Annotated in this window: 12 protein-coding genes; all 12 read right to left on the bottom strand. The window is 39.4% G+C overall.

What is annotated here, in order from left to right:
- Window positions 1-242 precede the first annotated feature (242 nt).
- Window positions 243-1,634 (bottom strand): L-cystine transporter, encoded by a 1,392-nt coding sequence (locus FFM68_RS05940; RefSeq protein ID WP_137618511.1) that lies wholly within the window; start codon window positions 1,632-1,634, stop codon window positions 243-245.
- Window positions 1,635-2,099: 465 nt separating this feature from the next.
- On the bottom strand, window positions 2,100-2,483 hold the full coding sequence (locus tag FFM68_RS05935; protein ID WP_137618510.1) for a DUF1149 family protein: 384 nt from the start codon (window positions 2,481-2,483) through the stop codon (window positions 2,100-2,102).
- 152 nt (window positions 2,484-2,635) lie between these two features.
- Window positions 2,636-3,259: an HAD-IA family hydrolase gene (locus FFM68_RS05930; RefSeq protein WP_137618509.1), complete on the bottom strand. Its 624-nt coding sequence runs from the start codon at window positions 3,257-3,259 to the stop codon at window positions 2,636-2,638.
- Between the two features lie 30 nt (window positions 3,260-3,289).
- Window positions 3,290-3,958, bottom strand: a complete 669-nt coding sequence (locus FFM68_RS05925) for a 2,3-bisphosphoglycerate-dependent phosphoglycerate mutase (RefSeq protein ID WP_137618508.1) — start codon at window positions 3,956-3,958, stop codon at window positions 3,290-3,292.
- 52 nt (window positions 3,959-4,010) lie between these two features.
- The gene (locus FFM68_RS05920; protein WP_239585103.1) at window positions 4,011-4,421 is read right to left on the bottom strand and encodes a hypothetical protein; all 411 of its coding nucleotides are present in this window, start codon (window positions 4,419-4,421) and stop codon (window positions 4,011-4,013) included.
- Between the two features lie 30 nt (window positions 4,422-4,451).
- Complete coding sequence (locus FFM68_RS13295) at window positions 4,452-4,580, bottom strand: hypothetical protein (RefSeq protein WP_275578068.1); 129 nt, start codon at window positions 4,578-4,580, stop codon at window positions 4,452-4,454.
- A 2-nt stretch (window positions 4,581-4,582) separates the two neighbouring features.
- On the bottom strand, window positions 4,583-5,947 hold the full coding sequence (gene rlmD, locus FFM68_RS05915) for a 23S rRNA (uracil(1939)-C(5))-methyltransferase RlmD (protein ID WP_137618507.1): 1,365 nt from the start codon (window positions 5,945-5,947) through the stop codon (window positions 4,583-4,585).
- A 234-nt stretch (window positions 5,948-6,181) separates the two neighbouring features.
- Window positions 6,182-7,192: a diacylglycerol kinase gene (locus FFM68_RS05910; RefSeq protein WP_137618506.1), complete on the bottom strand. Its 1,011-nt coding sequence runs from the start codon at window positions 7,190-7,192 to the stop codon at window positions 6,182-6,184.
- A gap of 11 nt (window positions 7,193-7,203) precedes the next feature.
- A complete protein-coding gene (gene gatB / locus FFM68_RS05905) occupies window positions 7,204-8,634 on the bottom strand; it encodes an Asp-tRNA(Asn)/Glu-tRNA(Gln) amidotransferase subunit GatB (protein WP_137608339.1) in 1,431 nt (476 codons plus the stop codon).
- Entirely contained in the window at window positions 8,634-10,103 is a 1,470-nt protein-coding gene (gene gatA / locus FFM68_RS05900) for an Asp-tRNA(Asn)/Glu-tRNA(Gln) amidotransferase subunit GatA (RefSeq protein ID WP_137618505.1), read from the bottom strand. The genes gatB and gatA overlap by 1 nt, the downstream gene beginning before the upstream one ends.
- Window positions 10,103-10,408, bottom strand: coding sequence for an Asp-tRNA(Asn)/Glu-tRNA(Gln) amidotransferase subunit GatC (gatC, locus tag FFM68_RS05895; protein WP_137618504.1), 306 nt, complete (start codon window positions 10,406-10,408; stop codon window positions 10,103-10,105). The genes gatA and gatC overlap by 1 nt, the downstream gene beginning before the upstream one ends.
- Window positions 10,409-10,614: 206 nt before the next feature.
- Window positions 10,615-12,633: an NAD-dependent DNA ligase LigA gene (ligA, locus tag FFM68_RS05890; protein ID WP_239585108.1), complete on the bottom strand. Its 2,019-nt coding sequence runs from the start codon at window positions 12,631-12,633 to the stop codon at window positions 10,615-10,617.
- Window positions 12,634-12,641: the final 8 nt, after the last annotated feature.

Genomic DNA, 12,641 nt, shown 5'->3' with positions numbered 1-12,641 from the left:
GATATCCAAGTAAACCAAAGAGGTTGAGGTATCCTCGAATATTTTCTGGCATCATCCTATTTATGATTAATAACTAATGTATATATTAATAGGAATCTTGTCTTTCTATTCATTTTATTCCTCTCTTCTCTAATTAAAACTGGAATCAGCTACAACGTACATTTTAGTAATCCGAGCCTACCATTCCCACAAAAAAAGTGTACCAAAAAAGGCTTGGTTGCGCTAGCCAAGCCTTTTAATTATTATGAATTCACTTCAATAGAAGCATTTTGATCACGCAAGATGTCGCGATCCAATTCATGAATGCGTTCGCTGGTCACAACACCGGCAACCATACTGCCGCTAACGTTAACCGCTGTCCGAGCCATATCGATCATTGGTTCAACAGAGATAACCAAACCAACGATTGCGACTGGCAAGTTCATCGCACCTAGGACGATCAACGAAGCAAAGGTTGCTCCGCCGCCGACACCGGCAACACCAAATGAACTGATCGTTACGATCGCAATCAACATCACGATGAATTTCAAATCAAAAACATCCACACCGACTGTTGGTGCAACGATTGTTGCAAGCATTGCTGGGTAAACACCCGCACAGCCGTTTTGACCAATCGAGATACCGAAACTACCAGCAAAGTTTGCTGTTGCTTCATCAACACCTAAAGCCTTTGTTTGTGTTTCGATATTCATTGGCAATGTTCCCGCACTTGAACGCGAAGTAAACGCAAAACTCAATGCAGGAAAGGCTTTTTTAAAGAAATTGATTGGACTAACTTTAACACCTAGAAGAATCAACGAATGCATCAATAATACAACGATCAATGCACTGTATGACGCCAAAATAAATTTCCCTAAATTAACAATTGCTTCGAAATCACTTGTTGCTAACACGTTTGTCATCAATGCGAAGACTCCATATGGTGTTAGACGCAAGACTAATGTCACGATTCGCATGACGATTTTATACAAACTGTCAATCAAGTTCGCAAAAAATTCTGCTTCTTTTGGCGCTTTGCGGCGTACTCCTAAAAAGGCGATACCGACAAAAGCCGCAAAGATCACCACGCCGATCGTACTTGTTGGCCGAGTGCCTGCAAAATCAGCAAAGACATTGCTTGGGATAAACGATAAAATTTGTTGCGGAATTGAAAAGTTTTGAACCATTGATTGACGATCCGCCAATTCTTTGATTCTAGCCGTTTCAGCCGCACCTTTCGTAAAGGTCGCCCCATCAAGACCAAAGACCATTACAGCTAAAATACCGATCAAAGCGGCGATTGCTGTCGTAGCCAATAAGGTTACTAAAACATTGGCACTAATTTTACCAAGCTTTTTACTTGATTTCATTTTGGTGAACGCACCAACGATTGAAATAAATACTAAAGGCATTACTAACATTTGTAATAATGAAATATAACCATTACCAACGATCCCGATCCATTCCATCGCTTGCGTGATAATCTTGCTACCATTACCTAAAAGAAGTTGTAAAATACCGCCAAAAATAATTCCGGCTCCTAATCCTGCAAATACACGATTGGAAAATTTCACATGTTTTTTTTGCATTTGGTAGAAAGCTACAAGTAATGCAACGAATACTAAGATCACTAATACAGTGAACAGAGTTGTCATTGTATTCCTCCTTATGTGATGTGCTGAATTAATTTTTCCGAAGAAAAACCAATCCGCTTCGAAAGTCGTCTATCATTCAACATTCTGCTTTTCCACTCATAAATAATGATTTGATTTTCTAACGTAAAAATTTAAAAAAATTTTGTACGTATACGATTGCTAAATACAAAAAAGAGCAGATAACTGTGAAAAATTGAACGGATAGTATCAAAAAACTTTCTAAATGACAAGTCTGTCAAAGGAAGTAAAGGTTCCCGGTACCCGTTCTTCAACGAACTACCCTAAAATATAGCTGCGCGACGCCTACACTTCAGTGACTTGAATATTATACCCTAGATAAAATAATCTGTCTTATATTTTGCATTGTTACATGAAAAATTTCAAAAATTCCAGCACAAAAAATCCTCCGGCTTAAAAAGAGACTAAACTAGCATGTTAGACTCTCTTTAAGCCGGAGAAAACAAATTATTTGGTATTAGAAGAAAAATTAATTTTCACCCCAGGTTTATCTAAGGCGATCTCAGTAACTTCATAAACCATTCGCTCGATCAATTTCAAAAGTGGGCGAATCATCTCGTTAGCTTCAGCTTCAGTCAAATCATTTTGCTGTCTAACTTGGCGTCCAATCACATGGACTACTTGAGAAAACACTCCACCAATAATAAATTCTTCAAAAGGAATAACACATTCGACTCGTACACCCATAATACTATTTTCAGCTGGATAGTTCGGATCAACAGCTTCCAAAGGACTAAAATTAATCAATAATTTCTGTTTCACGACTTGATCTTTCGGTGGAAGACCGTAATTAAAAGACTCAACAACTTCTTGATCGCGTTGTAATTTCATTTCGCATCTCCTTGCTTCTTACCAATATTTTTGCATTGATCTGATCACTTCAGCAGTCCCACTCAATCCAAACAAAAAATGCTCTGCTGCAGTCCCTCGCTGAGATCATATACTGCCAGTTTACCAACCATTTCAGCGGATCAGCAATTTATCTAATTATAGCTTTCTGTACAAAAAATTTGTACCATTTCTTTTAAATTATTTATATAATGTGTCGCCTTGATTTTTTGACCAAAATGATCGATATCAAAAAATACTGTCTGGATGCCCGCATTGCTGCCAGCTTCAATATCTAATCTGCGATCGCCGATCATCACCGTCCGGGTAGGATTAAGCCGATAATTAGCAATGAAATAATTGATGGCTGCTGGATCAGGCTTTCGTGGAAAATTTGAATCACTGCCAATGATTGCTGTGATCAATCCGTCTAACCCATCACGCGTTAATAATTTCCAAGTCGACTCCACCGTACGATGCGTCAAAATAAAGTGCTGACCGCCTTTTTCATGCAATATTTTTAGGGTTTCTTTCGCTTCAGCAAAAGGAAACGACGCTTTGTTTTGTTGCGCCTCATAGGCGTGGTACTTCTGATCAAAAGCAGGTGCCGGCAACTGCCAGTCGCTAATCATTTGGCGAATCGATTCTTCTTTTATTTTTCGATAAACTGTTTCTTCATTTACTTCCAGCTCAAATTCGTTGAAAGTCGTCATCAGCGCCTTCAGCATAATTGGATAGGAATCATAGATTGTCCCATCAAAATCCCAAATATAATTCATAATGAACCTTTCTAAGTTAACATAATAATTTTATAAAATTTCTTTTTTACTAATTTTTAATTGCGAATCAAATGTATAGACTACAGGCGTTGCGTTAGGAATATCAATTTGGTCAACTTGATCTGTAGGAATCGCTTCAAGGTATTGGACCAAAACACGTAAACTATTGCCATGCCCACAAACTAAGACCGTCTTTTCATCCAATAAAGCAGGAGCGATTTTGTCTTGCCATAACGGAATCACTCGCTGTGAAGTCATCCGCAAACTTTCTCCTAGAGGAATTAAACCGGGATCTAAATTATCATAACGTCGATCAAAATGATTCTCTTTGACTAATGGCGGCACCTCATCAAAACCTCTACGCCATTTTTTTACTTGCTCCGCGCCAAATTCTCGCTTGATGATATCTTTATTTTTTCCGACTAATGCACCGTAATGACGTTCGTTCAACCGCCACGTTTTGTTTTCAGGAACAAAATGTGCCTCTGCTTCTTGTAAAATCATTTGTGCCGTTTTAATAGAACGCTTTAATACAGATTCATACGCAACGTCAATTACTACCCCTGCTGCTTTCAGTTTTTTGCCGGCATTTTTTGCCTGTTCGATTCCTTTAGTTGTTAGATCGACATCCAACCAGCCTGTCCAATAATTTTCAAAATTTGCTGCACTTTCACCATGACGAACTAAAATCAATTTCATTTACTCTCACCCTCTCTTTTTAAGGATATCAGAAAAAGCCTAGTTTAAAAAACTAGACCTTTTTCACGAATTGCGTATGACAATTTTTACAAGTCACTTTGATTTTCCCACGACCTTTTGGTGCCCGCATCTTTTGTTTGCATTCAGGACATTTGAAATAGCGATAGGTCGCCTTGCCTGTGAAGAAATCCTTTACACGAGCGATCCATTGAATGAATTTTTGGTTTTCATTGCTTCGCGGATAGATTTTTTTTGAACAAAAGCGATAAAGAACCAATGCCAAAGCTGCTAACGCAATGACATTTCCAATATAAAAAGGGCTCCAACGGTCAAAAATCAGCATGACCGCCCAAACAATCAGCAGCGCTTTATTAATCTGGTCTACTCTACCGTAACGCCCGCGCATCAAATACGCATACTTTTGATAAAATTTCGTCAGTCGCTGCATCCAACTATTTCCCAATGAAATCGCCTCTCTTCTGTGATTTCTACTTTATTTATTAAAAATCTTTGGTCCTTTGCGCATGTTTTTTCGATCATTTTTTGGCAGATCCATTTGTTTTGAGCGTCCGCCGCCTTGTTTCTTTTTGATCAATTCTAACATTTTTTCTTTTTGATTCATTTTTACACCGCCTTTACTAGTAAAGTAACGGATTCGACATGATAAGTTTGTGGGAATAAATCTACTGGCTGAACTTTCACAGCATGATAGCCAAGGTCTTCATATCTTCGCAAATCTCTAGCCAATGTCGCAGGGTTGCAAGAAATATAAATAATCTTTTCTGGGTTTGCAGCTGCTGAGGCTTCGATGAATTTTTCGTCTAATCCTTTTCTTGGCGGATCGACAAAAATCACTGTTGGTTCGATTCCTTCGCGTGCCCAGCGTGACATGATCTTTTCAGCTTTGCCGACTTCATAATTGGCATTTTTGATTCCATTTGCTGCAGCATTCGCCTTAGCATCTTCAATTGCTTGTGGAATAACCTCGACTCCATAAACATGCTTCACTTTTTCAGCAAAGGACAAACCAATCGTTCCAATCCCGCAATACGCATCAACTACGATATCTTCATCGCTAAGTTCAGCAAACTCAATGGCAGTCTGATACAACACTTCTGTTTGTTCAGTATTTACTTGATAAAAGGATTGCGGGGAAATACGGTAAGTTTTTCCTAGCAAAGTATCATTGATTGTCGTTTTTCCGAAAAGGATCTTTTCTTCGCGTCCCATAATCACGTTAGTTTTTTCAGGATTGATATTTTGAATGACTGAAACAACTTCCGGCAATTCTTTTTTGATCGTTTCAGCAATTTCCATTCCTTTAAAGAAACGTTCTGTTCTAGTAACTAGAATCACCATCATCTCATGACTGTAATGACCGCGCCGAATTATAATGTGTCGAATAAAACCGGTATTCTCACGTTCATTATAGGCTTTCACATTAAACCGCTGCAAGATATTGCGGACTGCAATGATTGCTTGATCGATTTTTGGTTCTTGAATGAAATAGTCTTCGATCGGTAATAACACGTGGGAATTTTTACGATAAAACCCCGTCGTTAACTGATCATTTACTTTTTGGACAGGGATCTGTGCTTTGTTTCGATAACCAAAAGGCTGCTCCATTCCGATTGCAGGTGCTACCGGTAATTCTGGCAATTTCGCAATTGTTTTTAAAACTTTTTCAATTTGTTGTTGTTTGAATCGCAATTGATAACCATACGTCATATGGCTTAATGGTGCGATCCCGCTTCTTAATAAATCTAAGTCTTTTACTTCTTGACGTTCCGGATTTGCAGTAAAACGTTCGATTACTTTTCCGTAACCGAATTTTTTGCCGACTTTGACTGCTTTAATCGTCATTTCTTCTGCAGGCAAAGCATTTTCGATAAATAACGGATACCCATCGATATGAGCAACGCCTAATCCTTCATGGGACAAGTCATCGATCGTGACGCTGTATGTTTGATTTTTTTCTACTAAGGTCATTTCATTCTCCTTCAAGGCTGATTTACCTATTCTAATGAATTCTAATCGAAAAAGCAAGGTAGCGCTAAGCGTTAGACCCTTAAGAGTTTTGTAAGAATAAATCCCTCGCCGGTCAGTTTTGTGTGAATTTTTCGATGTTGCTGAGCCTCTACTTTTTCAAAAGTTTATTTTTAAAAAATTTAATGGCACTAAGCTGCAAAAAACGTTCCTGCCGTACGACAGAAACGTTTAGTCTTACTCTTCTGAATCTTCTTCTTGAATCTTTTCATACTCTTTAACAAGCTCAATTCCTGCTTCACGGGTCTGATCATCATCGCCCAAAATCGCATCGTCATTGATTTCATCAGTATTTGCGTAAAACTCAATGTGTTGATGAAGATTTTCAAAACGCATGGGAGCATCACCGCCGTATTCACCATCTAAATTGATCATCATCTTTTTATCAGTATCAATTAAGCTGGCATCCAAGAAACTAGTTTTAACGTATAAAACTTTTGAATCATTGACATGTTTTCCGCCGTTCAATACTAACGTAATCAAGCGGACGATTTCAAACAGATTGGCTGTTTTCACAACAATCAGCGAAAACTTTCCATCGTCTAATTTAGCATCTGGTGCAATCGTTTCAAAGCCGCCGATAGAATTTGTCAATCCTAAGAAAAACATTGAAGCGTTACCTTCATACTCGCCGCCTTCATAGACTAACCGCATCTTAGTCGGCTTGATCCGCGGAAGCATTTCGGCACCTTTGGCTAAATAAGCCAAGTAACCAAAAATACTTTTCAGTTCAGAAGGGACCTCATAAGTCAGCTCAGTCAACGAACCGCCAGCTGCAATATTGATAAAATATGTCCCTGCAGCTTTTCCGATATCCATTTTGACCGTTTGTTGTTTTTGAATGACTTCTGCTGCCGCTTTGACATTACCACGTGGCACTTTTAAAGCGCGGGCGTAATCATTCGTAGTCCCCGCAGGAATAATCGCCATTTTCGGACGTTTTTTTAAACCAGCAATTCCGTTAACAACTTCATTGATCGTTCCATCCCCGCCAGCTGCAACAACTAGGTCAAAACCAGCTTCTGCAGCACGGGTCGCTTCATTTTTTGCTGAATCGGGTTCAGGAGTCGTAGCAAAGGCACTTGCTTCATAACCTGCTTTTTCAATGGCATCTAAGATATCTGCCAAATTATTACGCATGATCTCTTTTCCGGATACTGGATTATAAATCAGTCGTGCTTTTCTCATGATCGAGCTCCTTACCGTTTTGCTAATTCCTCTTGAAGCAATTTATTTACCACACCAGGGTTTGCTTTCCCTTTCGTTGCTTTCATAATTTGTCCAACTAAGAAACCAACTGCACGGTCTTTCCCATTTTTGAAGTCTTCTACGGATTGTTCGTTATTATCTAATACTTCATTGATCATTGGCAATAATTGTGCAGGATCAGATAATTGAACAAGTCCTTTCGCTTCAACGACTTCTTTTGCGTCGCCGCCGTTTTCAATCAATTCGCGGAAAACTTTCTTCGCGATCTTAGAACTGATTGTTCCATCAGCGATTAATTTAATCATGCCGGCTAAATTATTTGGTGTTAATTTTGTATCGGCTAATTCTAATTTTTCACTATTCACATATGCCGAAACTTCACCCATCAACCAGTTAGAAGCTTGTTTGGCATCGGCGCCTTCTGCTAATGTTTCTTCAAAGAAGTCAGACATTTCACGGCTCAATGTTAAGACCATTGAATCGTACTCTGGTAAACCTAAATCATTTACGTAACGTTCACGACGTGCTGCTGGCATCTCAGGCAATGATTCACGGACTTTTTCAACCCATTCACTGTCTATTTCAAAATGTGGAATATCAGGTTCTGGGAAGTAACGGTAGTCGCTTGATCCTTCTTTTACCCGCATTAAGATCGTTTTATTTGTCCCTTCATCATAACGGCGAGTTTCTTGTTGAATCGTTCCACCGGATAATAAGACTTTTGTTTGACGTTGAACTTCAAAGGTCAATCCTTTTTTTACAAAACTGATTGAGTTCAAGTTTTTCAATTCCGTTTTAGTCCCAAATTCTTCTTGACCATAAGGACGCAACGAAATATTTGCATCACAACGCATTGAACCTTCTTCCATCTTCACATCACTAACACCTGTAAATTGGATGATTGAGCGCAATGCTTCCAAATAAGCATTGGCTTCTTCCGGTGAACGCATGTCTGCTTCAGAAACGATCTCAATCAATGGCGTGCCTTGACGGTTCAAATCGACATAAGAATAGCCGCCGATTCCGTGCATGTTTTTACCGGCATCTTCTTCTAAATGAACCCGTTCGATCCGGATTTTTTTCTTTTTGCCGTTGACGTCGATCTCGATCCAGCCATCATGACCGATTGGTTCATCAAATTGTGAGATTTGATAAGCTTTTGGATTATCAGGATAGAAATAATTTTTACGGTCAAAGTGCATATTTTGTGAGACTTCACAGTTTAAAGCAAGTGCAGCTTTCATTCCGAATTCAATCGCTGCTTTGTTCATGACTGGTAAGACACCTGGGTAGCCCCAGTCGATAATATTTGTATTTGTGTTTGCTTCTGCACCAAAGTGAGCGGGCGCAGGTGAAAAGATTTTAGAGTTTGTCTTTAATTCCACATGGACTTCAAGCCCAATAACTGTCTCTAAGTTCATTATTTGTCCCCCCCTAAAATCACAGGTTTTTGTTTATGGAAATCTGTAGCTTGTTCAAAAGCATAAGCCGCTTTATACATTGTTGATTCATCAAAATGTTTCCCAATGATTTGTAGACCTACCGGTAAGCCTTCTGAGAATCCAGCTGGAACAGACATCCCTGGTAAACCAGCCAAGTTCACTGGAATCGTCAAAATATCATTTAAATACATCGTAATCGGATCATCAACATTTTCGCCAATACCAAAAGCAACAGTTGGTGAAGTTGGGCCGATGATTAAATCGTAGTCAGCAAAAATCTTATCAAAATCTTGTTTGATCAAAGTCCGGACTTGTCCTGCTTTTTTGAAGTATGCATCATAGTAACCCGCTGAAAGTGAGAATGTTCCCAACATGATCCGGCGTTTCACTTCATCGCCAAAACCTTCAGTCCGTGTATTTACATAAACATCTTCCAAGTTTTGAACATCTTCTGAACGGAAGCCGTAGCGAATCCCATCAAAACGTTGCAAATTTGAACTTGCTTCTGATGAAGCAATAATATAATACACTTCTACACCATATTTTGAATGAGGCAAGCTGACTTCCTCAACTGTTGCGCCTAATGCCTTGAATGTTTCTACTGCTTTGACGATTGCTGCTTTAACACCAGGTTCGATTCCTTCTGCCATATATTCTTTTGGTAAAGCGATTTTCATCCCTTTGATGTCTCCTGTTAAACCAGCCGCAAAATCAGGGACAGAAACACCAGCTGAAGTGCCGTCTTTTGGATCGTATCCGCTAATTGCGTTCAATGCTAAAGCATTGTCTTTGACCGTACGAGTAAACGGTCCAATTTGATCTAATGATGAAGCAAAAGCAATCAAGCCAAAACGTGAAACGCGTCCGTAAGTTGGTTTTAATCCTACGATTCCGTTAAACGCAGCTGGTTGGCGAATACTCCCACCTGTATCGCTCCCTAAAGAAACCGGAATTTCACCGGCAGCGACTGATGCTGCTGAACCGCCTGAAGAACCACCAGGAACTTTTGTTTGATCCCAAGCATTTTTTGTTTTCTTGAAGTAAGAAGTCTCACTTGAACTTCCCATCGCAAATTCATCCATGTTAAGTTTCCCAACTGGAATCAAATCTGCGCTGTAAATTTTCTCCATAACAGTCGCATCGTAGATTGGTTGGAAATTTGACAAGATTTTAGATGCTGCTGTCGTTAAGATTCCCTTAGTTACAATATTGTCTTTAATCCCAATCGGAATCCCTGCCATTGCATTTTCTTCAGTGATTCCTTTGGCATCGATTGCTTTCGCTAAATCCATTGCTTTTTCTTCATTTAATGTAATGAATGCATCAATGTCTTTTTCTGTTTCTTTAATTCGAGCATACGTTTCACTCGTTAAGTCAGTTGCTGTGATTTCTTTTGAAACAAGCAGACTGTGTAATTCTTCAATTGATTTATCATATAACTTTTCCATTATGCACCAGCCTCTCCGTTGTCGATGATTGCCGGAACTTTGATGAAACCATCTTCGCTTTCCGGTACATTTTTCATTAACTCATCGCGTGACCAGCCTGGTGCAGCGACGTCTTCTCGCATGACATTGATCATTGCTGAAACATTAGAAGTAAATGGCACACCTTCCGTATCCACTTCGCCTAATTGTTCAACCATGTCGATTATTTTCCCTAATTGATCGGTAAACCCAGCCAATTCATCATCTGAGAAAGAAAGTTTCGCAAGTTTTGCCACATGTTTGACTTGTTCTTCATTGATTGCCATAATATCCCTCTTTCTTTTGTCAATTTTCAATTATTTTATCATAACTCTATTAGAATTCATGGTTTTTTCTTGAAATTTCTTGAAAAAAAATATTCAATTCAAACAATTTAAACAAGACAAATTTTAATAGAGCCGACGCTTTTTTATAATACTCGTTCGTTTATAGACTCGTCAACAATCTTCTATAATCTTCTATCTAAAATTAGCTAATCTAGCTGACTTTCTTCGATTGCTTGAATCATTTGTTTTTCATTCCAGACTTCAACCCCTAAATTTTGAGCTTTTGTCAGCTTACTGCCAGCTTCTTCACCGGCTACTACGATGTCGGTTTTTTTAGAAACACTACCGGTCACTTTACCGCCGAGTTTTTGGATCTTTTCCTTAGCCTCTTCCCGAGTGTAGTCCACTAATTTCCCGGTCAATACGATCGTTTTATTTTTAAAAGGTGATTCAACGGCTGCCAACTGACTGGCACGCAACCCTTTGTAATTCAAGTTTACACCACGTTCAGCTAGCTCTTGCATCAGTTCATGGACTTCCTCATTTTCAAAATAAGTCACAACACTGTCCGCAATTGTTTCACCAATCGTATTTAGACTGACAATTTCTTCTTTTGTCCCTTGACTCATCGCTGCCAGACTGCCGAAGTGTTCCGCCAAAATTCCAGCGGCCTTTGCCCCAACATGACGGATCCCTAAACCAAAGATCAAACGTTCCACCGAATTTTCTCGACTTGCATCGATCGCTGCTAAAATATTTTCAGCTGATTTGTCTTTGATCTTGTCTAATGTCAATAATTGTTCTTTATCTAATTTATAAAGATCAGCTACATCTGAAACTAGTCCTTTATCAAACATCTGTGCCAAAACACGTGGTCCTAAACCATCGATGTTCATCGCATTTCGTGAAACAAAGTGGCTTAATCCTTCCTTGATTTGAGCTGGGCATTTGGGATTGATACAGCGCAGTGCAACTTCTTCATCTAAATGGACCAATTCGCTGTTACAAATCGGACAATGAGTCGGAATCGGATACGGCTTGCTATCTTCCGGACGTTTTTCTAACACAACTTGTGCAACCTCTGGAATAATATCCCCCGCTTTATAAACTAAGACTGTGTCTCTTAAGCGGATATCTTTTTTCTCGATGTAATCACTATTGTGCAAACTTGCCCGGCCAACTGTCGTTCCGGCTAAACGGACAGGTTCCATGATTGCAGTTGGCGTCAAGACTCCCGTTCGTCCAATCGTCCAATCGATATCTAATAAAGTTGTTTGGGCTTCTTCTGGCGGGAATTTATAAGCCGTCGCCCAGCGTGGCGCTTTAACTGTAAAGCCTAATTCCTCTTGCAAATCAAATTCATTTACTTTAATCACGATACCATCGATTTCATATGGCAGCTGGTCTCTTGTCTCATGAAAATTTTCGATATATCCCCATACTTCATCGATTGTTTTGCAGACACGATGTTCAGGATTTGTCCGAAACCCTAAACGTGCCATTTCATTCAGCGCGTGATCTTGTGTCGTTGATTCTAATGGTCCAAAATCAGCTAACGTATACAAAAAAGTACTCAAGTTGCGTTTTGCAGCAATTTTAGTATCCAATTGCCGCAAGCTTCCTGCCGCAGCATTTCGAGGATTTGCAAAAACTTCTTTCCCCTCTTCTTCACGGCGTTGATTTAATTTAATAAATGAAGCTTTAGGCATATAACATTCGCCTCGAACTTCGATCGTCAGTGGCTCTTTTAAACGCAACGGGATCGACTTGACTGTTCTCAAGTTCTCTGTGATATTTTCGCCGACTGTCCCATCTCCGCGGGTCGCTCCTTGAACAAACTGCCCAGCTTCGTATTTCAAAGAGATTGATAGACCATCAATTTTTAATTCGCAGCAATACGAAACTGGGTGTCCTACAGCTTTTTTTACTCGCTCGTCAAAAGCAATCAGCTCTTCCTTGCTGAATACATCATTTAAACTATACAGCGGAATATCATGGACAACTTTTTCAAATCCTTCCAACACTTTGCCGCCAACTCGTTGAGTAGGTGACTCAGGAGTGATCAAATCTGGATATTCTGTTTCGATTGCGACCAATTCTTGATATTTTTTATCATAAACAAAATCTTCCACTGATGGTTGATCTTGTACATAGTATTCATGTGCATATTGATTGAGTTCTTCGCGGAGTTCGATGGAACGTTTTTCCGCTGCTTGAAAAGTCATTGGTTCCA

Origin of the sequence: Enterococcus xiangfangensis (assembly GCF_005405365.1) — a bacterium.
In the GTDB taxonomy this organism is placed as follows: domain Bacteria; phylum Bacillota; class Bacilli; order Lactobacillales; family Enterococcaceae; genus Enterococcus_A; species Enterococcus_A xiangfangensis.
This window is presented reverse-complemented; position numbering and strand designations above follow the sequence as displayed.